The sequence below is a fragment of the Micrococcus sp. IITD107 genome (genome assembly GCF_041927415.1).
Taxonomy (GTDB): Bacteria; Actinomycetota; Actinomycetes; order Actinomycetales; family Micrococcaceae; genus Citricoccus; species Citricoccus terreus.
Window position 1 is genome coordinate 106,415 of the sequence record NZ_JBHFFN010000003.1, and the last position, 24,493, is coordinate 130,907.

The window sequence follows — 24,493 nt, forward strand, 5'->3', positions numbered from 1 at the left end:
CACTCATTCTTGATCGAACGTTCAATCATGGTTCAATGGGAGCATGGCAGGTGTCCCGAAGTTCGACCGCAATCACGTGCTCCTCCAGGCCGCCGATGTCTTCGCAGCCCGAGGATACGAGGGAACCTCAGTCAGTCAGCTCGTCGCTGCGACTGGTCTGCTGCGCGGCAGCCTGTACGGGGCCTTCGGCAGCAAGGCCGAACTGTTCCGGACGGCATTCGCCCATGCGGCCGACGGAACAGCGGTGGGCGAGGACCTGGACCGGGTCATCGACCTGTTGACGGTGGCGCTGCGCGAACGCGCACAAGCGGACCGGGAGGTCGCCCGCCTGGCTCACCGTGTCATCACCCGGCTGGACGGTGGCGAGGTCACCGCCGGTGAGCACATCTTCCAACGGCTGATCCAGCGAGCCGGCATGTCCATTCCCACCTCTGCACCGGAGGAGAACGCCCATGGCTGACATCCACATCATCAACGACACCCTCGTGGTCTCCATTCGAGGCATCCGCAGGCTGGGGACATTCAAGAAGGAACTGAACATTCCGCTCTCTCAGGTCCGGGGGGCCACGGTGGACCCGGAGATCTCCACCTCGTGGCCCGGCTTGAAGGCGGCCGGCGAGTGGTCGGGGACCAAGGTCCTGGGGACGGATGCCTACGGTCACTACCTCGGGGGCACGTTCCGTCAGGACGGCGAGCGGGTCTTCTGGGACGTGGCCGACCCGGCGCACGCCATCGTCATCTCCCTCCAGGACCACGAGTACCGGCGGCTGATCGCGGACGTCGACGATCCGGAGGCCGTGGTGCGGTCCATCGAGACCGCACTGACTCCGCAGGCGTGACCGGCAGCGCTCCCCGTCCGCACACGGGTTGAGGGTCAGCGTGACTCGACGCCCAGCTGCTCGTCCAGGAACCGGGCGATGACCTTCCAGGAGAGCTGCTCGTCCTGCGGCGGCACCGGGTCCAGGTGGGCCGAACGGACCACGGTGGTCATCTCGCGGGTGGCCCGGGCGAAGCCGTGGTCATGCCCGGCCCCATGCACCTCGTAGTACGCCACCGGGGTCCCCGCCGACGCCATCCGGGAGTAGAGCAGCGTGCTCTGATGGTCCGGCACCACCATGTCCTTGGTCCCGTGCGCGATCAGCGTGGGCGGATCCCCCGCGTCCACATAGGTCAGCGGGCTCGCGGCGGCCACCAGGTGCGGGTGCGTGAGGATCGAAGCGCCGATCAGCCGGGACTCGTACGCGCGGGGGTCGTCGTGACAGTCCACCAGCCGGTGCGCGCGGTTGAACTCCTCGCAGGCCCCGGGGATCATGTGCCGGTTGATCTGCAGGAAGTCGGTGGGGGCGAAGAAGTTCACCACGGCCCCCACCTCCGAGGACTCACCCCGCACGCCCACGTCCCCCTCCAGCGTTGGCCTTCCACCGGTCACCCCCAGCATGGTGGCGATCCACCCGCCCGAGGAGTTGCCGGCGGCGGCGATCCGGTCCGGGTCCAGGTTCAGCCGCTCGGCGTTCGCACGCACCCACCGCACTGCGGCCTTGGCGTCATGCAGCTGTGCCGGGAACACCGCCTGGTCCGAGTTGCGCACCGAGTAGGACACCACCGCGTACCCCTGGGCCACCAGGTACGCGGCCACCTGCTCCCCGCCCACATTGCCCTGGTCGCTGCTCCACCCCGAACCGGACGTCCACATCACCACGGGGAACGGGCCGGTCCCCTTCGTCGGCAGGAACACGTCCGCCGTGCCGGCGTTGCCGGGCAGGTTCGCGTAGCGCTGGTCCAGGATGATCCAGGCCTCGCCGGGCATCACGCGCGGATTGGCCTCGGCCCGGTTGAACATCACGACGACGGCCAGCACCCCCGCGAGCGCCATCACCAACACGGTGGTCACCACCAGGATCCACCGTCTGCGCCGATGCTGACGCCGTGCGTGCTCCTCCTCGGCGGCCTCGGCCGCTTGGGTCGGTTCGGCCGGTGCAGGCGCTTCCGCCGCCGGCGGTGCTCCCACCTCTGCCGTCATCCGGTTCCCCTCTGGTCCTGCTGCGGCCCGTCCACCGCACTGATCTCCCTCACCCCGCCGGCCGTGCCGGGTGCTGGGAGGCGCCGGCCGTCGTCGGGTGATCCCTGACGCTAGTGCCCGGCGGGGTCCATGTCAGGACACGTTTCGGCCACGGTGCTCGGCAGCGGTGCGACCCCGCGCATTCCTCACCTCCGGCCCGGATCCGCACTGCCCTGTGAGGGGGTGCGTTTCCGGTGCGGCGGTGTGGAACGGTGGGGCCTGGGAGGATGGGGGCATGGCGGTGAAGGTGTTGGCGGTGGGCAAGAAGCACGAGTCCTGGGTGAGCGAGGGGATCGGGCGGTATGAGAAGCGCCTGAAGAAGCCCTACGACCTCTCCTGGCAGCTGCTGCCGCACTCCTCGCGCGAGGGCGATGCAGCCCGGGAAGAGGAGTCCGGACGGATCCTGTCCAAGGTCGGGGCCCAGGACCACCTGGTGCTGCTGGACGAGCGCGGCAAGAACCTGGACTCCCCCGGGCTGGCACGGCATCTGCAGGGCCAGTTCGACCTGGGCCGGCCGGTCACCGTGGTGATCGGCGGAGCCTACGGCGTGGACGCCTCCGTGCATGCACGGGCGGACCTGACCTGGTCCCTGTCCAATCTGGTGTTCCCGCATCAGCTGGTGCGCCTGATCCTGGCCGAGCAGCTCTACCGGGCCCAGGAGATCTCCGGCGGGCGGCCCTACCACCACGCGTGAGAGTGGGCGGGCGGTGCCTGGCTCGGCCGGGGACCCCGCTGTCAGCCCTAGCCCGTCCGGGGGCTCCCGTAGCATGACGGCGATGCCCACCGACGGTCCCACACCCCACCCGGAGACGGTGCTCTCCCGCTTCACCCCCGCCACCGCAGAGTGGTTCGGCGGGGCCTTCGCGGCGCCCACGCAGGCACAGATCGGGGCCTGGGACGCGGTCTCCAGCGGTCAGCACGCGCTGGTGATCGCACCGACGGGTTCAGGCAAGACGCTCGCCGCGTTCCTGTGGGCGCTGGACGGTTTCCTGCGGCAGCCGCCCGTACGGCAGGACAAGCCGTGGAAGCCGGCCGGGAAGCGCGCGAAGAAGACGGAGGACAGCGACGGGGTTGGTGCCGAGGCTCCCCGTGCCGCCACCCGGGTCCTCTACATCTCCCCGCTCAAGGCGCTCGGCGTGGACGTGGAACGGAACCTGCGCGCCCCGCTGATCGGGATCACCCAGACCGCCCGGCGCCGGGGTGAGGATGCCCCGGATGTGCGTGTGGGCGTCCGCTCCGGCGACACCCCTGCCCGCGAGCGCCGCCAGCTGCTCACCGATCCGCCGGACATCCTGATCACCACGCCCGAGTCGCTGTACCTGATGCTCACCTCCCAGGCCCGGTCCACCCTGACGGGTGTGGAGACGGTGATCGTGGACGAGGTGCACGCCGTGGCCGGCACCAAGCGCGGCGCACACCTGGCGGTCAGCCTCGAACGGCTCGACGCCCTGTTGGCCAAGCCCGCCCAGCGGATCGGGCTCTCGGCCACGGTGGAGCCGCGGTCCGAGGTGGCCCGGTTCCTCGGCGGCATCCAGCCGGTCCAGGTGGTGGCTCCGGCGGCGAACAAGTCCTGGGACATCACCGTCACCGTGCCCGTCCCGGACATGACCGAGCTGCCCCAGGCCTCCGCCGCGCACGACATGGGTCCAGGGTCCGGTCTTCAGCCGCAGGCCTCGATCTGGCCGCATGTGGAGGAGCGGATCGTGGACCTGGTCGCCGCGCACCGCTCCACCATCGTCTTCGCCAACTCCCGGCGCCTGGCTGAACGCCTCACCGGCCGGCTCAACGAGATCTGGGAGGAACGGCAGGCAGGTCCCGAAGCCAGCACAGACGTTCCCGACGACGCCCCGCCAGGAGCGCTGCAGGATCCGGTCGCGCTGGGCGAGATTCTGCAGGACTCGCCCTGGTCCCCCGCAGAGGCGAACCCGCCTGCGGGAGGCGAGGAGCCGTCGTCGGGAAGCAGGGAACGGAGCGGGGCGGGAGGACAGCCGCGATTCGGCCCGGCTCAGCTGATCGGCGGCTCAGGGCAGTCGGCCGGAACGAGCGCCGAGGGGTCCGGGCAGGAGTTCGCGCGGGCCCATCACGGCTCGGTCTCCAAGGAGCAGCGGGCCCTGGTGGAGGAGGACCTGAAGTCCGGGCGACTGCGGTGCGTGGTGGCCACGAGCTCGCTGGAGCTGGGCATCGACATGGGCGCCGTGGAGCAGGTCATCCAGGTGGAGTCCCCGCCCTCGGTGGCCTCGGGGCTGCAGCGCGTGGGCCGTGCCGGGCACCAGGTCGGCGAGACCTCGAGGGGCTTCTTCTTCCCCAAGCACCGGGGGGACCTGGTGGACACGGCCGTGGTGGTGGAGCGGATGCTGGCGGGGAGGATCGAGTCGCTCTCGGTCCCGGCCAACCCGCTGGACATCCTGGCCCAGCAGACCGTGGCCGCCAGCGCCCTGGGCGAGATCGACGCCGAGGAGTGGTTCGACCTGGTGCGCCGTTCGGCCCCGTTCTCCGCGCTGCCGCACTCGGCCTATGAGTCCGTGCTGGACCTGCTCTCCGGGCGGTACCCCTCGGACGAGTTCGCCGAGCTGCGGCCCCGCGTGGTGTGGGACCGGGAGGCCGGGACCCTGGAGGGCCGTCCCGGCGCTCAGCGGCTGGCCGTCACCTCCGGCGGCACCATCCCGGACCGCGGGCTGTTCGGGGTGTTCCTGGCCGGCACCGAGGACGAGGCCGGAGCCGGCGCAGGCACCGCGCGCACGGGCGGCCGCCGGGTGGGCGAGCTGGACGAGGAGATGGTCTACGAGTCGCGCGTGGGGGACGTGATCGTGCTCGGCGCCACGAGCTGGCAGATCCAGGACATCACGCACGACCGTGTCCTGGTGGTCCCCGCGTTCGGACAGCCCGGACGCCTGCCGTTCTGGCGCGGAGACGCCGAGGGCCGGCCCGTGGAGCTGGGCCAGGCCGTGGGAGCGTTTCGGCGGGAGATCGCGGCCAGCATGGGAGCCGGCGCGGGTGCGAGTGGGACTGCCGGATCCGAACGGCTCGCCGCCGCCGGACTGGACACCTGGGCGCAGGACAATCTGACCGCGTACCTCGCCGAGCAGCAGGAGTCCACGGGGGTCCTGCCCACCGAGAAGACCCTGGTGGTGGAGCGGTTCCGGGACGAGCTGGGCGACTGGCGCGCGGTGCTGCACTCCCCCTTCGGGATGCCCGTGCACGCCCCGTGGGCGCTGGCCGTGGGGGCGCGACTGCACGCCCGGTACGGGATGGACGGGCAGGCCATGGCCGCCGACGACGGGATCGTGCTGCGCGTGCCGATGATGGACGACGAGCCACCCGGCGCCGAGCTGTTCCTCTTCGCCGCCGACGAACTGGACGAGATCGTCACCCGGGAGGTCGGAGGATCGGCCCTGTTCGCGGCCCGGTTCCGGGAGAACGCCGCTCGCGCCCTGCTGCTGCCCCGGCGGGACCCCGGCAAGCGCTCGCCCCTGTGGCAGCAGCGTCAGCGCTCCGCCCAGCTGCTGGAGGTCGCGCGGAAGTACCCCCAGTTCCCGGTGATCCTGGAGACCGTGCGCGAGGTCCTTCAGGACGTCTACGATCTCCCCGCGCTCAAGGACCTGGCCACCCGGATCGAGGGCCGGTCCGTGCGCCTGGTGGAGACCACCACACAGGCCCCGAGCCCCTTCGCGCAGTCCCTGCTGTTCGGGTACGTGGCCCAATTCCTCTACGAGGGCGACTCCCCGTTGGCCGAACGCCGCGCCGCCGCGCTGTCCCTGGACCCCGGACTGCTGGGCGAACTGTTGGGCCGGGCCGAGCTGCGGGACCTGCTGGACCCCACCGTGATCGCCTCCGTGGAGGCGGACCTGCAGCGGCTCTCCCCGGGACGCCGGGCGCGCGGTCTCGAAGGTGCGGCCGATCTGCTGCGCCTGCTCGGACCCCTGAGTGTCCAGGAGACGGCTGCGCGTCTGCAGGGCGAGGAGGGTGACCAGGCTGCCCCGGCAGAGGTTCCCGACGACGGCACCGCACCCTCCGCAGACACCTCACCGCAGGCTCGGCCTCACGCCTCGGTGGAGGTGGCCCAGGGCCACCTGGACCGGCTCGTGGCCGACCGCCGTGCCCTGAAGGTGCGGATCGGCGGGCAGGAGAAGTACGCCGCCGTGGAGGACGCCGCCCGGCTGCGGGATGCCCTCGGCGTGGCCCTGCCCATGGGCATCCCGGTGGCGTTCATCGAGCCGGTGGCCGACCCGCTGGCCGATGTGGTGGGACGGTACGCCCGCACCCACGGCCCGTTCACCCCGGCCGAGGCCAGTGCGGCGCTCGGACTGGGTGCCGCCGTGGTCCATCAGGTCCTGCAGCGGCTCTCCGCGGACCACCGGGTCACCGAGGGCGAGTTCCGGCCCGGCGGCGAGGAGGTCCGGCGTCCTCGCGGGCCGCTGGACACCGAATGGTGCGACGTCGAGGTGCTGCGCCGGATCCGTCGCCGGTCCCTGGCCGCTCTGCGCGCTGAGGTCGAGCCCGTGGAGCAGCCGGCCTACGCACGGTTCCTGGCCGACTGGCACCACCTGGAGACCCGTCCCGGCGGCGGCTCCCCCGCCGTGCTCAGCGGCGTGGACGGTGTGGCCACGGTGCTCGAGCAGCTGGCCGGGGTGCCCGTCCCAGCGAGCGCCTGGGAGACCCACGTTCTGCCCGCCCGCGTGCGCGACTATTCCCCCGCCCTGCTGGACGAGCTGCTGGCCGGCGGAGAGTTCCTGTGGTCCGGCACCGCCGAGGCCCCGGGCAACGACGGCTGGATCGCCTTCCACCCCGCCGAGACCGCCGACCTCACTCTGGTCCACGCCGAGGACGTCGAGCCCGGCCCGCTGCATCAGGCACTGGTGGAGGCGCTGTCCGGAGGCGGCGCATGGTTCATCGGGCCCCTGGTGGAGCGTGCCCGGCAACATCTGCAGGAGGGCTCGGACCAGCCCGTGTCCGCCACCTCCAGCGACTGGGTGTCCGCCCTCTGGGACCTGATCTGGGCCGGACGGGTGGGCAATGACACCTACTCCCCCGTGCGCGGTCTGCTGGGCCAGGGCCGCACCGCCCACCGGCAGCGCTCCCGGCCACCCCGGGCCCGCACCGCCCGGCTCAGCGGGACCGGTCGCTCCGGGCGCCTGGCCCGGCTGCGCGGACTGACCGGAGAGGGGATGACCACCGAGAGTGCGGACGGCTCCCTGAGCGGCGGTCTGGCCCTGATCCCCACGGACGCCGCCCGGTCCGCCGGACGGTGGTCCCTGCTGCCCGAGCCTCTGGCTGACCCCACCATCCGGGCCCACGCCACCGCGGAGATCCTGCTGGACCGCTACGGAGTGATCACCCGCGGGTCCGTGGTGACCGAGGAGACCCCCGGCGGGTTCGCCGGACAGTACCGCCTGCTCACCCGCATGGAGGAGGCCGGACAGGTCCGCCGCGGCTACTACATCGAGCACCTCGGCGCCGCCCAGTTCTCCACCGGCGCCACGGTGGACCGGCTGCGCGGCTTCGCCCGGCAGGACGTGGATGCGGCTTCCCCCGCCCCCGGGGGCTCCCTCGACCGGGACGGCCGGCACGACTTCCCGAACGATCCCGCGCCCTGGCGCACACCCGAGGTCGAGCCGGACCTGCCCGCGCTGGCCCTGGCCGCCACGGACCCGGCCAACCCCTACGGGGCGGCCCTGCCGTGGCCGGAGGTCCCCGCGGGGCCGGATGGCGTGCGCCCCACAGGCCACCGCCCGGGCAGGAAGGCGGGGGCCGTCGTCGTGATGGTGGACGGGGTGCTGACGCTCTACGTGGAACGCGGGGGCCGCACCCTGCTGTGTTTCGCCGAGGACCTCACGGACGCCCGGGTGCTCCGTCCCACCGCGCAGGCACTGGGCTGGGCACTGCGCACCGCACGGGTGGAGAAGATGTCCCTGGAGAAGGTCAACGGGCTGCCCCTGCTGGGCACATCCCTGGCCGAGGCGCTGCTGGCCGCCGGGTTCTACGCCTCCCCCTCCGGCCTGCGCTTCCGCAGCTGAACTGCGCGAAGCCGGCAGACAGCCATTCCCGTCCAGGTCCCGGCGTAGAGTTCCGAGCATGACCGAGCAGCCCACCCCCAGCGCCCCCGCAGCAGGTGCCACCGCCGCCTCCGTCACGCCCTTCCTCATGTTCGAGGGTGAAGGTGGAGCCGCCATGGACTTCTACGTCCAGGCGTTCTCCCCGCACCTGCCCGCCGGTGTCACACGCCGGGACCTGCGGGACGAGTCCCACCCGGAGACGAAGGACAGCCCAGACCTGATCGGCACCGTGCTCCACGGTGAGATCTCCCTGGCCGGACAGCACCTGCGCATCATCGACTCTCCGCCCGGCCACGCGTTCAGCTTCACCCCGTCCATCTCCCTGTTCGTGGACCTGCCGAGCACATGCACCCCGGAGGAGCTGGACGAGCTGGCTGACTCCCTCTCCGCCGGCGGCCACCCGCTGATGCCGCCGGGCGACTACGGCTTCTCCCGACGCTTCGCCTGGGTCGCCGACCGCTGGGGCGTCACCTGGCAGCTCAACCTGGCCTGACAGCCCCCTCCCCCGTGATCCACCATGCCTGAGGGCGACTCCCTGGTCCGCCTGGCCCACCGCCTGGACCCCGTGCTGAGCGGCCGCACCCTGCTGCGCACGGACTTCCGCGTGCCCCAGTGGGCCACCCTGGACCTCTCCGGCCGCACCGTGGACGCGGTCCTGCCGCGCGCCAAGTACCTGCTGATCCAGGCCGGGGACCTCACGGTCCTCTCCCACCTGAAGATGGAGGGCCGCTGGGACATCTATCCCGACGACGGCGGGAGACCTCCGCGGTGGGCACGGCCGGAGTGGCAGGCCCGGTGCGTGCTGCAGACCGCCGAGCATCAGGTGGTCGGCTTCCAGCTGGGCCTGCTCGAGGTGGTCCCCACCGCGCAGGTGGAGGACCGGCTGGGATTCCTGGGCCCGGACCTGCTGGCCCCCGGGTGGGAGGACCCCGCCCAGGCCAACGGGCTGCTGGCCGAGTCCGTCCGCCGGCTGGAGCAGGACCCGGACCGGATGATCGGCACGGCCCTGCTGGACCAGCGACTGGTCTCCGGAATCGGGAACATCTACCGCTGCGAGACGCTGCTGCTGGCCGGACTGGACCCGCACCGCCCCGTCTCCTCCGTCCCGGACCTGCCCGGGCTGGTGCTGATTGCCCGGGACCTGCTGCGCTCCAACGTCCCGCCGGCCGCACCGGCGCGCGGGGCCCAGCGCACCACCACCGGTGTCCGTCCGGATCCGAGCGCCCCGTACGGGATCCGCGTCGTCGTGCCCTCTGCCCCAGCCAGCCAGGCACCCGCTGGCCGTGCGCTGCCCCGCCGCCGGACGCCGTCGTACTTCGTCTACCGCCGGGAGCGCGAGGGCTGCCTGCGGTGCCGAGGCCCGGTGCGCCTGGAGGAGTTCGGGGACGCCGGCGCCGAGGACACCGAGGCACGGCAGCTGTGGTGGTGCCCGCGCTGTCAGCGCTGAGACACGCGCAGAGCGAACACGGCAGACACCCGCCCGATCCGCTGGTGTGGGGACCGGCCCAGGTCTAGCGTGGGAGAGTCCCGCACGGGCGGGACGCGACGAGCATCGGTCCAGATGGAGGGCGTCATGGCAGACCCGTTCCCCGACGATCGCACCCAGCGCACGGTGGCGCTGGTCCTGGCGGGAGGCAAGGGCAGCCGCCTGGCCCCGCTGACGGATGCCCGCTCCAAGCCCGCCGTCCCCTTCGCGGGGCAGTACCGGCTGATCGATGTGGTGATGTCCAACCTGGCCAACTCTGGCCTGCGGGACGTGTGGGTGGTGGAGCAGTACCGCCCCTTCACGCTGAACCAGCACCTGGCCATGGGCCGGCCCTGGGACCTGGACGGCACCCGCCACGGCCTGCGCATCCTGCCCCCCGCGGAGGGACGCTCCGAGGAGGGCTTCGCCGCCGGCAACGGCCATGCCCTGCACCAGCAGATCCCCATCCTGCAGGCCTTCGGCGCGGACACCGTGGTGGTATGCAGCGCCGATCACCTCTACCAGCTGGACCTGCGCCCGGCCCTGGAACAGCACCACCGGCAGGGCTCGGAGCTGACCATCGTCACCACCGAGGTGATGGAGGACCCCAGCCGCTACGGCGTGGTGCAGGTCAAGGATGCTGACGGCGAGCGCCGCGTCACCCGGTACGACTACAAGCCGGACTCCCCCGAGGGGAACCTGGTGGCCACCGAGGTCTTCATCTACAACGTGGACGCCCTGGCCACCGCCACCGAACACCTGGTGGAGCAGAACGACGACGACGCGGACGAGGGCGCCGACCGTGAGGGCACCTCCCTGGGCGACTACGGCGAGACGATCGTCCCGCACTTCGTGGAGCGCGGACGCACCCACGAGTACCGGCACGAGGGGTACTGGCGGGATGTGGGCACCATCGACGCCTTCTACCGCGCCCACATGGAGCTGCTCGAGGGCCAGGGGCTGGAGCTCGGCAGCCCCGGCTGGCCGCTGCTGACCAACCACAAGCCCGTCCCGCCGGCCCTGTTCGGGCCCCAGGCCACGGTGTCCGGGTCCCTGGTGTGCAACGGCGCCACCGTGGACGGCGAGGTCACCCAGAGCGTGATCGGCCCGGGCGTGGTGGTGGAGGCCGGCGCCCGGGTGCACCGGTCCGTCCTGCTCGGGGAGACCACGGTCCCCTCCGGCGCGGTGCTGGACGCGGTGATCGCGGACGTGGGCGCGGAGGTCCCCGCCGGAGCCACCGGGCAGACGAAGCCGGGTCCGGGCAACATCACCGTGCTGGTCCCCCAGGACCGCAGCCCGGACAGCGCGGACGAGACCACCGGGCACTGAGGCCTCACCCTGTCCGCCGAGCTTTCAGTCGAAGAAGTCCTCGTCGATCTGCAGCACGTGGAGGGTTCTCTTGACTTGCCTCCTGGACGGTGCGCAGGAACCACTCCAGCGCGTCGAGGAACGCCTCCTGCGCCGCAGCCGGCCGAAGGGTCCGCGGCTTAATGCTCGGGCGCCGGCGGAGAGACTCAGGACCGAATTCCACCCCGGGGATGAGATTCAGACGTCCCCGGAATTCGTCGAGAAGCGTCTCGTCCGTGAAGGGAGCCCACTTCGCCAGATGATAGAAGACGACCTCGACGCCGTACGTCGGGTACAGGATCACCGGCCAGATGGCGCGTGCTGACGTGCGCGGGACGACCAGGAAACAACCGCCGGCGGCATTGTCCGCGAATTCCGCCCGGCCACCGCGCTCAACCCAGCCTCGTTGGACCTCGATCAGTGCGCGGGCCGATTCGGGATCGTTGTGGTCGTGAAGTCAGTCGACCCAGCGGTCCCGCAGCGCAGGGTCGTTGCCCGGGGCGGCGAGCGACCGGGGATCGGTCAGGTCGACGTCGATGTCGATGAGCTCGGCGAGTTGCTCCGCCAGCAGCCGCTGGCCGCCGTCGGCCCGTCCGTCCTCGGAGAAGCGCACGCCTTCGGCTGCGAGGACGTCGTGCGGATCGTCCCTCCGGTGGACGTCGGTCCACCGGAAGGACGGAGAGACGGTGCCTCCCGCCTGGAGCACACGATGAGCGTGCGGCAGGGCCGTCCGTGCGAGGTAGGTCCCCACGGGGACCGGATGGCTTCCGATCAGGCGTGCGAGTTCGCCGTAGGAGGTCCAGAACCCGGCGGGAATGGCCTCGACGGCATCCGTCAGCGTCTGCCAGGCCGTGTGGGCGACTCCGGAGGCGGCCTCGGCTGAGGGCCCCGGCCAGATACCGACGATCCGGTCCGCCAGCCGCTCGGCGCGAGCACGGATCTGCGCGGGACCCCAAACCGGCTCAGCGGAGATCTCCTGGTTCATGCGGATGCCGCTCTTGGCCAGCTCCGCACGCTTGACCTCGAAGGGCCCGTTGCTCAGCTCGCTGTTGTACCCGGTGAGGGTGAGGTTGCCCAAGGTGTGGAGGAGTTCGGTGTGCACCTCTCGAAGGTCCTGGTGAGCCTCGAGCTGGTCGGCCAGAGCGCGCTCCCACTCCTCCGTGAGGGTCTGCGGCATGACGTGCTCGATGGTCGCACTGTCGAGGTCCACCGGCTCCTTGCTGCCGTAGGACTCCTCGATCCACCGCAGGATCAGCTTCCGGTGGGCCGCCCGGCCCGTCGTGTAGAAGGGTGCCGTCATCACGGCCTGGCGGACCTGGTCGTCGGAGGCGAAGTGCTTCCGTCCGCTGGAGAGGAAGCGCTGCAGGGCGTCCGCGGGGTCGTCCTGACCCTGGATGTCCGCCGTCGCCGCGAGCAGAGTGCTGTTGAGACCGTCGGAATAGCGGCCGAAGACGAGGCGTCGGACCAGGTACGACTCGAGGTAGAGGAGCGCACGGGCCAGTTCGTCCGAGTCGATGTCCCCCAATGACCGGCGCTCCATCAGGTGCAGTGTGATCGGGAACGTCGTCGTCGTGCGCCAGGCGCGCAGGCGTGCCAAGCGGAAGCGCACTGCGTCGTCCTTCTCCTTCTCCGGGCGGAGCATCACGTCGTAGAGACGCCCCAACGCCAGGAACCGCTCGACTTCCGCCCTGACCTGCGCCTCGTCCTGCAGGTCACGCATGCGACGCTGCTGCCCCGCGTAGATCTCCGTCTGGCGGACCTTGGGATCCTGTTGCACCAGGTCAAGCCAGAACAGGGTCTCCAGTTCCTCATTGGAGAGCAGGTTCTGCAACGGGAGCCACAGGGTGGTGTAGACCTCATCCGCCCGTGTGGGCAGCTGCATGAACAGGTAGTTCCTGAGCAGGTCGCCCTGGGTGAGCTTGAGACCGGTGTTGTTCAACGACTCGAAGATGCGGTGGGCGTTGTCGTTCTCCCCGGTGGTCACGGACACGATCGACAGGCCGGCGACGACGGCGGACTCGACCTCCGCCAAGGTCAGCGGCTCCTCTTCACCGTCGGCGGGCGGTTGACTCAACCCGAGCAGCTTCGTCAGGAAGAACTGGTGGGCTTCGCTGATCCTGGAGCCTTCGGCAGCATCCGGGGCGTGCTCGATCCGTCCGCGATAGGCGCCACGATCGGCCTGGGTGGGCAGTACCTTGTAGCGGAGATCGCCGTCCTCCCACTTGTTGACCAGGTACTTCTCGTTGACCCGATCGGCGTGCATGGGGCCTTCGTGCTCAGCCCGGTGGTCTCGGACAGCGGCGAGGAGGAGCGTCAGCGTCGTCAGCCGCTGCTGCCCGTCCACCACGAGCCACCGCTGGACGCCACCGGGCCCGTTGTCCCGGAAGCCGGCGAGAACGAGGGAGCCGAGGAAGTGGGTCGCCGAAGGGTTGCCCCGCCGATGGTCGGCGACGTCCACGACGTCCTCCCACAGGCGCTGCCACTGCGGGCGGCCCCAGGAGTACGTCCGCTGGTAGAGCGGGACCGTGTACTGGTAGGAGCCCCCGAGGAGTTCCTGAAGGGTGACTTCACGCGCGGTGACCATGTGACGAGCTTAACGGGGGGCTCCGGAGGCCAGATCGTTCCGAGGTGTCAGGGCCGTTTGCCCTGCCACTCTTGGATCACCCGCCGCATGCTGTTCCCGTGCTCCTTGATCTGGGGGACGTCCCAGTCGCCCTCGGCGTGAAGGATGCCTGCCATGAGCTGGAATTTGAGGCTCTGCTCGTCCGAGGAGTACTGCTTCACCTTGGAGACTGGCATCAGGTTGTTCCGCTGGGAGTTTTCGCGTCGGCTCATGATGCACAGGTTCCCGAAACGGTCCACCTCCGTTGATGTCAGGACCTTCTGTCCTTCGCCAGGAACCACGGGATAGAAGTGCTCCACCGAAGTCCGGTACCGGAAGCGGAATGAGCCTGCACGTTGGGACAGGACACTCCGTTCAACGTCGCCGAGTGCAGTCCAGAGCGGCCCCGCTTCGGCGGACGGATTACGTCCGAGATCCCAGAGGATGTAATCCAGCACGTTGAACACGAAATTCGGGACCTTGACCCCGAGGTCCAATCCCTCGTCCGCGTCGTAGACGCGAAGCCGCTCGCGGGCCAGGTCCTCCAGCATGCGCTGGAAGGCCTCGCCGTCCACGCGGTCCACCGGCTGCGCATCCAGCCATCGCAGGATGCGGTACAGGAAGTACTTGGACGTGCGGCGCGTGTCGGTGACCTGGAACATGGCCTGAAGGTTCCGGACGGCGTCCTGGACCTGCGGATCCTGGAAGGTGTTCTTCACACCCAGCCGTCGGCGCGGCGAGCGCTCGCCGGCTTCCGTCTCGAGCTTCTGAGCTCGGCTGAGCACCCAGTTCTCCTCGTCCGCCTGTGTTCCCGTCGTCGCCAGAGTCCTGATCACATAGGTGTCCAGCAGAAGGCGCATGCGGAGCAGCGTCACGAGGAAGCGCTGAGACCAAGCCGCGTCGACATGGCCGTGCTGGGCGAACTGCTCCAGCAGGGAGCCGTCCTCGAGCCGCACGGCCCCCGTTGAGTCCTGGCCCCACCGCGGCAGGCCGGGCTCGGCCCCCTCACCGTTCTCCTGCATCACGCGCAGCACATGTAGCAGCAAGTTCGGGAAGTCGACGATGGTCCCGTAGGCGCCGGTATCGGCGTCGTCCTGGCGCTGGTCGGACGAGGGCCAGGACTCCACGGCGGTCTGCCCGGCGGCCCGCAGAGCCCCAATGATGGTGCGGGCGCCCGACACCGTCGCGGTCAGGCTCGGCGCGAGAGCTGCCCGCAGCGACGCGAAATCCCGTGTGAGGAGGGACGACCAGGACGCTCCGAAGACGGCGTCTCTTGCCGCCTCACCCCCATCCTTCGGCCGCTCGGTTAAGAACTGGAGCTGGACGTGGCGGTCCAGAACGGCGCAAGCGTCCCAGACGTGCGCGAACACCTTCCGGTCCGTGGCGTCCTGGAGAGGCCGCATCAATGTGGCCTTGAGGATCTCGTGCTTGGCGAGCTGCTCACCGCGGGTGTTCATCACCTCGAAATAGTGGTTGAGGTCCGTGCCCTTCGGAAGTTCGGTGCGCAGCAACCGGACATGCTTCCAGAGGTACGCGAGGTCGTCGCCGTCGAACATCACCTCCTGATCGTCTGCCGGGGTTTGCCGCTCCATGGCCCGCCGGCAGGCCGCAGCGATCGTCTCGACGGCCACCCCGATGGCGTCCACCTGGAACGACGTTCCGGCGGGGGCGCCCCGACGGCGGAGGGTCGCGAGGTCCTCCCCGGCCTCGGGGCGCCCTTCGTAATCCAGGACGGCCAACGCCTGGGGGGCGAGGACACCGGCACGGATGACACGCTCCGCGACGGCCGCCAGCACCGTCAGCGTGGTCAGGCGCTGCTGCCCGTCGACCACCTCGTCGATCGGCACGCCCTCAGGAGTCGTGGCTCGGTTCACCACCAGCGAGCCGAGGTAGTAGTCGGACGAGGCTCCCTGCGTATCCGGCTTTTCCGAGCGGAGGCGAGCGCGGCGCACGTCCGCGAGGAGTGTCGCGATCTCGACCTGCGTCCAGGCGTAGGCCCGTTGGTAGACCGGCACCCGGTAGTGCCGGGCGGCGGTGAAGACCTCCTCGATCGTCAGCGCCTCAGGCGCGTGCTTCTCAGTCTGCATCGTGGGCTTCCTCCGTGTCCCAGGGCGTGTCCGAGTAGAGACGCTCCACCGGGGAGGCCTCGTCCACGTACGGCCCGGGGAGGGCCGCCACGCGCCCGGTGACGGCGGCGGGGTCCAGGCCGTTCCTCATCAGGCGGAACAGGTTGACCCGGTCCTCCAGGCCCGGCGCCACGTGCTGGCCCAGCGCGTGAAGTTCCACGGAGCGCGGGTAGACCCGCGTCAACCGCGTTCTCAATGCGAAGGCATGCCGTGCGAGCACGAGAGCGGCGCGCTCGATGTCGTGGTCGCCGAACCGGTCCGCGTAGGCCAGCAGCAGCGCTCCGTAGAGCTCCTGTGTGTAGCGGTAGCCAGCGCCGGTACCGCTCGCTCGGACGAGCCGGGTGATCGTCTGAAACTGCCTGTTCTCCCTCCCACGACGGGCGTCGTCCCCGGCGGTCTGCTCCGCGTCCGTCGCGGAGACGCCGAGGGCCCTCGCGAGCCGGGTGTAGTGGCGCACGAGGCGGAAGAACATCTCGCCGTCGATGACGGGCTGGGTCAGCTGGAACGGGAATTCCAGCGGAGGAAGGGCACCGTGCGCGATCAGCGTGGCGTTTCGCCCGTTGTAGTCGTCCACGTGGGCCTTGGCCATGAGAAGCCCGTGCGCCCAGGGCAGTCGGCCGAGGCCCGTCGGCCCCGCGGAGATCCCCTTGAACGCTCCGATCCGGGACGCGGTGAAGCCGTCGCGCGGCAGGGACTCACCGGCGCTCCAGCGGAGGATCGGATAGAGCAGACGCGAGAAGAGATGGTGGATCTCGAACGGCGGGGTAGCTTCCCACTCCCGCACGGCCGTGAGGATCGCCGCCCGGTCCGATGTGGCCTCACCATAGGCGCGGAGATGATAGGCCTTCAACAGGTCGGTGGGCAGGAGCGCCCGGCCACGGGTGTTCTGCGAGTCGAACATCTGGAAGGCCGCGTCGAGGTCGTTGACGACCAGACGCACCAACGTGCAGTGGTCCAAGAAGTAGTCCGCGAAGTCCTCGACCTCGGTGCTGTCCCAGGACCGGAATGTCTGCAGGATGAGGCGGTGGTTCTCGACAACGTGGCGCTCCGACACGTCCCGCCGGCCCGGCGGCAGCTCGATGGCCGCCGCGCTGTCCAGGGCCGCACGCTGGTGCTCGGCGCGCTCAGCGGTGTCGCCCAGGATCTCCTGCAGTGCGAGCGCGATCAGGGCGAAGGTCATGTACCGCTGCTGGCCGTCGACGATGTCCAGCCAGCCGTCCTCGACGTGCACGATCATGGTGCCGATCCGGTAGGACGCGGCCGCACGGAAGCGACGGATGTCCTCGACGAGCTGCCCCGTGTTCGTCGTGGACCACGTATAGGGCCGCTGGTACTCGGGGATACGGAGACGAGGGTCGCGCAGTGCGTCCGCAACGGTCATGACGTTCGCGGTCAACGACCCGGGGCGCCCCGTCCCCGGTCCTTGGGCGTCGCTCTGCCCGCCCCGCGGATGGCTGACGGCGGCATCCGCGGCGGTCGAGTGCATCTCCATCAGGCGTCGTCCTCGATGGGTCCCGTCTTGGCCGAGGCGGCCTCGACCTCGCCGAGGGTGCGCCCGTCCGGCGCCCGCCATGAGGACGGTCCGCTCATACTCCCGCCGGCTACGAATCCGGCCGCGGCCGAGGAGCTGGTGAAGGAGACGTCCTCGGTCAGCACCCCATCGGCACCGATGTGGTCGGCGAAGCGCTCCCGGCCCGCCCGGACACCCGCGGGCGCGCTGGGCCGCAGCCCCTCCATGAGACCACTGCCCCGCAGGACGACGAACCCGTCCGGCGTCGGGTGCCCCTGCGCACCCACGCCGTTGACCGTCATGGTGAACAGGGTGCGCTCCGGCACCGCCTCGGGCGTCTGGGTGGTCCGGCCCGCCGCAACCACGGCATGTGAGCCGTCAGCGCTCTCGAAGACGCGATGCCCCAGGGCACTGATCAGGATCTTGGCCTTGTCGGCGTACTCCTCCAGCTCCGCCTTCTTCTCCTCAGTGACGTTGCCCTGGGAGGGCGCCACCGCATTGTCCACGGTGAAGCGCCCGGCCGTGGTGGCCGCCTGGTGGAAGTAGTGCTCCAGGTAGGTCACCTCCGTGGGGCCGAAGGTGTCCCCGAGGGTGGAGAGGAGGATGGCCCGGTTCCAGAAGTCGTGCGCCTCCCTCCGGACGTGCTCCCGGATCCTGCCCACCAGGCCGTTGCCGTTGGCCCGCCCGACAGCCTGCCCGACGTAGACGACGTCATCGCCGGAATCGGCGTCCTGCCCCAGCAGGAGGTACACACCGGTGCCTTCGAACGCCTCGGGGTGCCCGTCCGCGTTGAGACTGGTGCGTGGCACCACGTAGACGAGGCCCGTCCAGTTGTCGAGGGTGCACTTCAGCCGGCCGGTGGGTGCCCCGTCCATCAGGAAGACCTGCAGTGTCTTGGGATGTGCCATCTCAGTTGCCCTTCCGGACGAGCGCCGGCGTCGCGCTCGCCCTCTCATCGACGGAAGTACCCTGCGAAGGGGCCGTTCCGTCAGCGAAAACGGCGGACCGTCCATGGACAACGTCCACCGGCCCGGGCCCCTCGCCCCTCACCTTCCAGTACAGGTACTCGCCGATCGCCGCGACGATCATCTTGGACGGGTCCCCGCCGCGCCCCAGGATGTCGGTCATCTTCACGAAGGCGTCCTCGTTCGCGTACACGGCGCCCATGGCGGACCGTTCCAGGTTGGGGCTGGCCAGGAACTGCTCCAGCGAGTTCGCTCCAGCCTGCCCCAGCAGCTTCTCGTCCTCCATGAGCGGCGCCACGAGGGCACTGACCCACGCCTCCTGCTGGGACGGGGAGGCATCCACGCCTTCGCCGGCGAAGATCTCGTTGATCTTTTCGATGACCTCCTCGAGCGGTCCGCGCTGCTTCTCGCGCGCCTGCCCGCCTCCCACAGCGGTCGTCCCCTTCAGTGTGGCCCCGCCGGTCAACCCGATGTCCCCCGAGGACGTCTTCTTCTGCCGGATGCTCACTAGCTGCACATCGCTCAGGTCGATCAGCTCCTCCCCACCGGGCTGATCACCCACGAGCTGCACCAGGTGCCGCAGGAACAGCGCCCGCTTGTAGTGCTCGGTGTCCCCGAATTCGTAGATCTGGGAGAGGAAGTCGTAGAGGCTGACGAAGGACCGCATGTCCTTGCGCACCAGCACGAGTTCGTTCACACGCGTCTCGTCCTGGTTCATCCGCGCATGCGCCAGCTCCTTACGGAACCGGTATGCCACGGGCTCCAGCGCAGCCTGCAGGCCCTCCTGCCCGCTCCCCGGCTTCCACGCCACCCACACGTCGGCGAAGGCGTCCACCTCGTCCCAGTCGTACACGCCCGCGGCGTCGAGCTTCGTCCCCAGGTCGTGGATCAGGTTCGGGTCCGTCACCGTCTCCAGCTTCGCGCCGACGTAGTACGGCTCGAAGGCGGCCTGGATGTCATCTTCGGAGTTCACGAAGTCCAGCACGTAGGTGGTGTCCTTGCCGGGCGCCGCACGGTTCAGCCGGGACAGCGTCTGCACGGCGAGCACGCCGGAGAGCTTCTTGTCCACGTACAACGCGCACAGCTTGGGCTGGTCGAAGCCGGTCTGGTACTTGTTGGCCACGATCATCACCTGGTAGCCGTCCCCGTCGAACGCCTTCGCCAGGTCGCCGGTCACGGACGGGTTCATGGACCGTTCGGTGACCTTCTCGAGCCCGAACTCGTCGTCGGTGATCTCGCCGGAGACGGCCACCAGGGTGCCCACGTCCGTGTACCCCATGTCCTGGATGTACTGGTCCATCTGGCGCTTGTAGCGGACGGCGGCGGCGCGGGAGTCGGTGACCACCATGGCCTTGGCCTGCCCGTCGAGCAGTCCGGCCACGTTGGCGCGGAAGTGCTCCACGATGATCTTGACCTTCTGGGCGATGTTCGTCGGGTGCAGCTTGACCCACCGCATGAGCTTCTTGCTCGCCTCGGTCTGGTCCACTTCGGTGGTCGGCTTCCCGCAGGCGGCCCGGTCGCCTTCCGGACGGAACTCGCCCTGCTGTCCGGCCAGGGCCAGCTTGAAGGCGGTGCCGTAGTTGGTGAAGTTCTTCAGCACGTCGAGGATGAACTCCTCCTCGATGGCCTGCTGCATGGTGTACCGGTGGAAGGAGGCCGGGATCTCCTGGCCCTTCTCGTCGTACTCGCCGGAGGGGCGGCCGAACATCTGCAGGGTCTTGTCCTTCGGAGTGGCGGTGAAGGCGAAGAAGCTGATGTTCTCCGGCCGTCCCGTGGCGGCGACCTCGGCGGCGAGGATGGACTCGGTGTCCGCCTCTCCCCCGTCTTCGAGGTCGGCCTGCTCGTCCGGGGTGAGCACGCGCTTGAGCTTGGCTGCGGCGGAGCCGGTCTGGGAGGAGTGCGCCTCGTCCGCGATCACCGCGTAGGTGCGGCCGGCGAGCGTCGAGTCGCCTTTGAGGAGCTCGAGCACGGCGGGGAAGGTCTGCAGCGTTACCACGATGATCCGGTTGCCCTGCAGTAGCGTCTGCTTCACCAGGGCGGACTTGCTGGTGGCCTCTCCCCCGAGGTTCTTGCGGTCCACGGCCACCACGGTGCCGGAGGTCCGCTCGATCTGCCGGACGGCCTCCTGAAGCTGGTCATCCAGAACGGTGCGGTCGGTGACCACGATGACCGAGTCGAACACCCGCTGCTCGTCCACTCCGTAGGTGGAGAGCAGGCGGTGGGCGGTCCAGGCGATGGTGTTGGTCTTGCCGGAGCCCGCGGAGTGCTCAATCAGGTAGGACTTGCCGGCGCCCTCCTCACGGACGGCGGCGAGCATCGTGGTGACGGCCTCCCACTGGTGGAAGCGCGGGAAGATCAGCGTGGACTTCCGGCGCGAGCGGCCGTGCTCGTCCTCCACGGCCTCCTTCTTGAGGAAGACGAACTTCTGGAGGATCTCGAGCCAGGTGTCCCGCTGGAGAATCCGCTCCCACAGGTAGGCCGTGGAGGAACCGCCGTCCGGGTTGAGCGGGTTGCCGGCGTGGCCGTCGTCGCCCTGGTTGAACGGCAGGAAGAAGGTGTCCTTCCCGGCCAGCTTGGTGGTCATCCAGACCTCCCGGTTGGAGACGGCGAAGTGGACCACGGCGCGGGTGCCGAACCCGAACAGCGGCGTGGCTTTGGGGTTGCGCTCGCGGTACTGCTTCTTCGCGTGGCCGATGGACTGGGTGGAGTCGGTCTTCAGCTCGACGGTCGCCACGGGCAGGCCGTTGACGAACAGCACCAGGTCCACGGACTGGTTGGTGGCCGGGTTGAAGTGCACCTGACGCATCACGCGCAGCCGCATGCGCTCGTAGGAGGCGACGGCGGCTGGGTTCAGGTTCGTGGCCGGCCGCGGCTCTGCCATGCGAAGGGTGGCGGAGGTGCCGACCTTGAAGCCCTTGCGGAGCACGTTGAGGGTGCCGCCGACGCCGGTGTCCTGCGGCTTGTTCAGCACGTCGATCAGGCGGGTGGTGACCTGGTCCCGCTGCGCCTGCTGCGCGGAGGCCGGGGCATCCGCCTTCACGATGCGCCCGTAGTCCTCCGGCTGGTTCTCGGCCAGCCAGGCGTGGACGTCCTCGGGGAAGATCGCGTTCTTGCGGTCGTAACCGTCATCGTTGGCCGAGTAGAGCCAGCCGTGCTGCTCCAGGTACTCGCAGATGTAGGTCTCGAGCTCGCTCTCGTTGTGAATGGCCATGGGGTCCTCAGTCCTTACGTGGGGATCTCGATCTGGCCGGTGACGGCGGCGGTGATGAGCGCGGCCCGACGTTCCTGGGCGAGCTCGATGAACCGCTCCGCCTTGGCGATGAGCGCGTCAATCTTGGCGGTCTCGGTTTCGCTCGCGTCAATGATCCGCCTCTGCTCGTGAACGGGAGGCAGTGGAACTCGGAGTGCACGGATGTCACCCATGCCGACCGTTCTGAGAGTTGACCCGTCGGTAAGAGATTCCAGGTGATCTTGCATTGCATCAGCCAGAACCAGATGCAGATATTGGGGCAGGAGTTGGGGCCCGCACGTCCACGCGGCAAAGTGCTGCGAGGTTGCCATGTCCCGCCCCATGATGGCGGTGCGGCCAATAGTGGCATCCCGCGACAGGACGACAGTTTCTGCGGGAAGAATCCTGGCCGAACTGGATGCCAACCCAAGCTCACTGATCGAGGTGTGGGTTTCGTACAGATACGTGGTCGCCCGCATCGAGCCGACATCTCTCAGGCTGATCCACGGGATAGTCGTATCCGCCCAAAGCTCCGGCCGCGACTTCGAAGGCGTATGGCCTGAGCCCAATCGGGCTACTGACAGCAGCGGCACGAAGCGCCAATGCGACGGAATCTGACCAGCCCATTCCTCCGGGGCTTGCACCATGCTCGTTCTGCTCTCCGGTCCTCGCAATGCGAGGTGCTTGCGCACAGACGCGCGGCGGTCGATAAGGAGTGTAAGAAGTGCCCTCTGCTTCTCGATCAGGGCGTCGATCGTGGCGGTCTCACGGTCGAGGTAGTCCGCGATTCGTCGCTGCTGCTCGCGGCCGATCAACGGGAACTGCAGGCTTCCGAGAGTTCCACTGGTCATACTCGGCAGAGCGGTGTTGGTTGAGTACAGGTCGAATGGGATCGTCGTTGCCCAGTAGTAAAGAAATCGCGGTTCAACCCGAGGCCCCGGCACTGTGTAGTACATGGTGTCCACAGTCCAGAACCGGCCGTTAACGTAGAGCGGACGATCGACCGTCCCCTTGCGGCCAAACAAAACTGACTCCCCGTCGTGCAGATATGCCGTCGAGCGGGCGAATTCTCCACCTGAGCCATACACCGGGTAAGGACCGTCAGCAGCTTCGACAGACTTGCAGTCAGAACCGTTGCCGAATCTGACCAGGTGCCGCAGAGCCGTCGTCCCCATCACCGCTCGACCTCCTGCAGGAGTTCGATGATCTCGGCGGTGAGCTGCTTCAGCTCGGCATCGATCTCTTCGAGCGGGCGTGGCGGCACGTACTTATAGAACAGTCGGGTGAAGGGGATCTCGTAGCCGATCTTCGTCTTGGACTCGTCGATCCAGGCCCCGGGCACGTGGGGGACGACCTCGGCCTCGAAGTACTCGTGGATGTCCCGGCCGAAGGGCACGAGTTCGGTGTCGCGCAGCGAGGTGTCCGGCTCCGGCTCGCCCTTCCCGTTCTTCACGACCTCCGCCTCGGGGTCGTGCACGCCGATCGCCCCGGTCAGGGCCTTCACCAGCGGGGCGCCGGCGGTCACGCCGTGCTCCTTCAGCGCCTTCTTCAGGTCGATCACGAAGGTGGGCTGGTGGTTCCAGTCCCGGCCACGCAGGGAGGCGAGGGCGGTTTCGAGAGCCGAGCGGCCGTCGTCGGGAAGCTTGTCCACCGGCTTGGTGGCGAGCGCCGCCGCGATGGTGGCGTCCTCCACCTCGAAGCGCAGCTGCAGCGGGCGCTCCACGGTGATCTCCCGGTAGCCGAAGTCCTGCGCGGTGAGGACCTTGGAGAATTCGGCGTTGGCCTCGGACTGGGCGTCGAAGTCCCGGTAGATGTCCAGCACACGCTGGCGGTCCGCCTTGGACAGCTCCTTGTTCTTCGAGCCCACGTTGCGGCGTAGCTTGGTGAAGAACGTGCGGGCGTCGATCAGCTGCACCGTGCCGCGGCGGTCTGCCGGCTTGTTGTTGTCCAGCACCCACACGTAGGTGGCGATGCCGGTGTTGTAGAACATGTCCGTGGGCAGGGCGACGATCGCGTCCACCAGGTCCGACTCCAGCAGCCAGCGGCGGATCTCGGACGGGCCCGAGCCCGCCCCGCCCGTGAACAGCGGGGAGCCGTTCAAGACGATGCCGGCCCGACCGCCACCCTCCGAGACCGGGCGGAGCTTCGAGGCCACGAGCTGGAGGAACAGCATCTGGCCGTCGCTGATGGCGGGGGTGCCGCCCGGGAAGCGGTTCGTGGCGCCGCCGGCAGCGATCTCCTTCTCCACTGCGGCCCGGGAGGCCTTCCAGTCGCCGCCGTAGGGCGGGTTGGAGAGGACGTAGTCGAAGCGTTCGGTCAGGTGGGCGTCGTTCTTGAGGGTGTCCCCGCGGGCGATGCCGTCCGCGTCCTGGCCCTTGCCGATCAGCTCGGACTTGCAGATCGCGTAGGACTGGTCGTTGAGCTCCTGCCCGAACAGGCGGACTTCCGCGTTCGGGTTCATGCGGCGCAGGCGCTCGTCCAGCAGGGACAGCATGCCGCCGGTGCCGGCCGTGGGGTCATAGACCGTGCGGACCGGGTAGCCAGTGAGGACGTCGTCGTCGTTGGCAGTGAGCAGGTCCACCAGGAGCTTCACCGCGTCGCGCGGGGTGAAGTGCTCACCGGCGGTCTCGTTGGAGGCGGCGGCGAAGCGGCGGATCAGGTCCTCGAAGAGGGTCCCCATCTCCGCGTTGGAGACGGTGTCCGGGGAAAGATCGATGGAGGCGAACTGCTGCAGGACCAGGAAGAGGCGGTCATGCTCGTCCAGCTTGGCGACCGTCTTGTCGAACTCGTAGTAGGTGAACAGGTCCGCCACGTTCTGGGAGAACCCGTCCACGTAGGCCAGCAGGTTCGTGCGGAGCAGGTCCGGCTCCTGCAGGATGCGGTCCAGGGTGAAGGGGCTGAGGTTGTAGAACGTCAAGCCCGTGCGGGACTGCACCAGGTTGTCCAGGACGAAGTCCGGATGCCCCTTGGCCGCCAGCTCCGCGAAGAACTCCCGGTGCGGGGCCATGACCGCCTCCATGCGGCGCAGGATCGTCATGGGCAGGACGAGGGTGCCGTATTGGTTCGGCTTGAACACGCCACGCAGCTGATCCGCGATCCCCCACACGAAGTTCGAGAGGTTCTGGGGAGAGGGCATG

Annotated in this window: 15 protein-coding genes; 7 read left to right on the forward strand and 8 right to left on the reverse strand. The window is 69.3% G+C overall.

Features of this window, described 5'->3' with window-relative positions; genetic code table 11:
* Positions 1-43: 43 nt before the first annotated feature.
* Both ACEXHE_RS07510 and ACEXHE_RS07515 read left to right on the forward strand, forming a co-directional pair.
* Positions 44-460 carry a TetR/AcrR family transcriptional regulator gene (locus tag ACEXHE_RS07510; RefSeq protein ID WP_374785320.1) on the forward strand — a complete coding sequence of 139 codons (417 nt, stop codon included), beginning with the start codon at positions 44-46 and terminating at the stop codon, positions 458-460.
* On the forward strand, positions 453-839 hold the full coding sequence (locus ACEXHE_RS07515) for a hypothetical protein (protein ID WP_374785321.1): 387 nt from the start codon (positions 453-455) through the stop codon (positions 837-839). Before ACEXHE_RS07510 ends, ACEXHE_RS07515 begins: the two co-directional genes overlap by 8 nt.
* 35 nt (positions 840-874) lie before the next feature.
* On the opposite strand, the gene ACEXHE_RS07520 is transcribed toward ACEXHE_RS07515, so the two are convergent.
* Positions 875-2,020, reverse strand: coding sequence for an alpha/beta hydrolase fold domain-containing protein (locus ACEXHE_RS07520; protein WP_374785322.1), 1,146 nt, complete (start codon positions 2,018-2,020; stop codon positions 875-877).
* A 274-nt stretch (positions 2,021-2,294) separates the two neighbouring features.
* Between ACEXHE_RS07520 and ACEXHE_RS07525 the strand changes: the two genes are divergently transcribed.
* From ACEXHE_RS07525 to ACEXHE_RS07545, 5 genes are all read left to right on the forward strand, one after another.
* Positions 2,295-2,753, forward strand: a complete 459-nt coding sequence (locus ACEXHE_RS07525; RefSeq protein WP_277246419.1) for a 23S rRNA (pseudouridine(1915)-N(3))-methyltransferase RlmH — start codon at positions 2,295-2,297, stop codon at positions 2,751-2,753.
* An 82-nt stretch (positions 2,754-2,835) separates the two neighbouring features.
* Positions 2,836-8,073, forward strand: a complete 5,238-nt coding sequence (locus ACEXHE_RS07530; RefSeq protein WP_374785323.1) for a DEAD/DEAH box helicase — start codon at positions 2,836-2,838, stop codon at positions 8,071-8,073.
* Between the two features lie 58 nt (positions 8,074-8,131).
* Positions 8,132-8,605, forward strand: coding sequence for a VOC family protein (locus ACEXHE_RS07535; RefSeq protein ID WP_374785324.1), 474 nt, complete (start codon positions 8,132-8,134; stop codon positions 8,603-8,605).
* A gap of 24 nt (positions 8,606-8,629) precedes the next feature.
* Positions 8,630-9,559, forward strand: coding sequence for a DNA-formamidopyrimidine glycosylase family protein (locus ACEXHE_RS07540; RefSeq protein WP_374785325.1), 930 nt, complete (start codon positions 8,630-8,632; stop codon positions 9,557-9,559).
* A gap of 126 nt (positions 9,560-9,685) precedes the next feature.
* Positions 9,686-10,906 carry a glucose-1-phosphate adenylyltransferase family protein gene (locus tag ACEXHE_RS07545; RefSeq protein WP_374785326.1) on the forward strand — a complete coding sequence of 407 codons (1,221 nt, stop codon included), beginning with the start codon at positions 9,686-9,688 and terminating at the stop codon, positions 10,904-10,906.
* 475 nt (positions 10,907-11,381) lie between these two features.
* Here the strand turns inward: ACEXHE_RS07545 and ACEXHE_RS07550 are convergent, their stop codons facing one another.
* Genes ACEXHE_RS07550 through ACEXHE_RS07580 form a run of 7 tightly spaced genes read right to left on the reverse strand, consistent with a single transcriptional unit; the run spans position 11,382 to position 24,492 of the window.
* A complete protein-coding gene (locus ACEXHE_RS07550; protein WP_374785327.1) occupies positions 11,382-13,508 on the reverse strand; it encodes a DUF262 domain-containing protein in 2,127 nt (708 codons plus the stop codon).
* A 47-nt stretch (positions 13,509-13,555) separates the two neighbouring features.
* The gene (locus ACEXHE_RS07555; protein WP_374785328.1) at positions 13,556-15,613 is read right to left on the reverse strand and encodes a DUF262 domain-containing protein; all 2,058 of its coding nucleotides are present in this window, start codon (positions 15,611-15,613) and stop codon (positions 13,556-13,558) included.
* Positions 15,603-17,144 carry a DUF262 domain-containing protein gene (locus ACEXHE_RS07560; RefSeq protein ID WP_374785329.1) on the reverse strand — a complete coding sequence of 514 codons (1,542 nt, stop codon included), beginning with the start codon at positions 17,142-17,144 and terminating at the stop codon, positions 15,603-15,605. The genes ACEXHE_RS07555 and ACEXHE_RS07560 overlap by 11 nt, the downstream gene beginning before the upstream one ends.
* Complete coding sequence (locus tag ACEXHE_RS07565; protein WP_374785330.1) at positions 17,144-18,070, reverse strand: GIY-YIG nuclease family protein; 927 nt, start codon at positions 18,068-18,070, stop codon at positions 17,144-17,146. Before ACEXHE_RS07565 ends, ACEXHE_RS07560 begins: the two co-directional genes overlap by 1 nt.
* A gap of 1 nt (position 18,071) precedes the next feature.
* Positions 18,072-21,338 carry a type I restriction endonuclease subunit R gene (locus ACEXHE_RS07570; protein WP_374785331.1) on the reverse strand — a complete coding sequence of 1,089 codons (3,267 nt, stop codon included), beginning with the start codon at positions 21,336-21,338 and terminating at the stop codon, positions 18,072-18,074.
* A gap of 14 nt (positions 21,339-21,352) precedes the next feature.
* Complete coding sequence (locus tag ACEXHE_RS07575; protein ID WP_374785448.1) at positions 21,353-22,531, reverse strand: restriction endonuclease subunit S; 1,179 nt, start codon at positions 22,529-22,531, stop codon at positions 21,353-21,355.
* Positions 22,531-24,492 carry an N-6 DNA methylase gene (locus ACEXHE_RS07580; RefSeq protein ID WP_374785332.1) on the reverse strand — a complete coding sequence of 654 codons (1,962 nt, stop codon included), beginning with the start codon at positions 24,490-24,492 and terminating at the stop codon, positions 22,531-22,533. The genes ACEXHE_RS07575 and ACEXHE_RS07580 overlap by 1 nt, the downstream gene beginning before the upstream one ends.
* Position 24,493: the final 1 nt, after the last annotated feature.

Excerpts from the sequence above, each read along its gene's own strand:
- ACEXHE_RS07515 (WP_374785321.1), top strand. The coding sequence starts at position 453 with ATGGCTGACATCCACATCATCAACGACACCCTCGTGGTCTCCATTCGA.
- ACEXHE_RS07525 (WP_277246419.1), top strand. The coding sequence starts at position 2,295 with ATGGCGGTGAAGGTGTTGGCGGTGGGCAAGAAGCACGAGTCCTGGGTG.
- ACEXHE_RS07545 (WP_374785326.1), top strand. The coding sequence starts at position 9,686 with ATGGCAGACCCGTTCCCCGACGATCGCACCCAGCGCACGGTGGCGCTG.
- ACEXHE_RS07565 (WP_374785330.1), bottom strand. The coding sequence starts at position 18,070 with ATGGCACATCCCAAGACACTGCAGGTCTTCCTGATGGACGGGGCACCC.
- ACEXHE_RS07535 (WP_374785324.1), top strand. The coding sequence starts at position 8,132 with ATGACCGAGCAGCCCACCCCCAGCGCCCCCGCAGCAGGTGCCACCGCC.
- ACEXHE_RS07570 (WP_374785331.1), bottom strand. The coding sequence starts at position 21,338 with ATGGCCATTCACAACGAGAGCGAGCTCGAGACCTACATCTGCGAGTAC.
- ACEXHE_RS07520 (WP_374785322.1), bottom strand. The coding sequence starts at position 2,020 with ATGACGGCAGAGGTGGGAGCACCGCCGGCGGCGGAAGCGCCTGCACCG.
- ACEXHE_RS07575 (WP_374785448.1), bottom strand. The coding sequence starts at position 22,531 with ATGGGGACGACGGCTCTGCGGCACCTGGTCAGATTCGGCAACGGTTCT.
- ACEXHE_RS07510 (WP_374785320.1), top strand. The coding sequence starts at position 44 with ATGGCAGGTGTCCCGAAGTTCGACCGCAATCACGTGCTCCTCCAGGCC.
- ACEXHE_RS07530 (WP_374785323.1), top strand. The coding sequence starts at position 2,836 with ATGCCCACCGACGGTCCCACACCCCACCCGGAGACGGTGCTCTCCCGC.
- ACEXHE_RS07560 (WP_374785329.1), bottom strand. The coding sequence starts at position 17,144 with ATGGAGATGCACTCGACCGCCGCGGATGCCGCCGTCAGCCATCCGCGG.
- ACEXHE_RS07555 (WP_374785328.1), bottom strand. The coding sequence starts at position 15,613 with ATGCAGACTGAGAAGCACGCGCCTGAGGCGCTGACGATCGAGGAGGTC.
- ACEXHE_RS07540 (WP_374785325.1), top strand. The coding sequence starts at position 8,630 with ATGCCTGAGGGCGACTCCCTGGTCCGCCTGGCCCACCGCCTGGACCCC.
- ACEXHE_RS07550 (WP_374785327.1), bottom strand. The coding sequence starts at position 13,508 with ATGGTCACCGCGCGTGAAGTCACCCTTCAGGAACTCCTCGGGGGCTCC.
- ACEXHE_RS07580 (WP_374785332.1), bottom strand. The coding sequence starts at position 24,492 with ATGCCCTCTCCCCAGAACCTCTCGAACTTCGTGTGGGGGATCGCGGAT.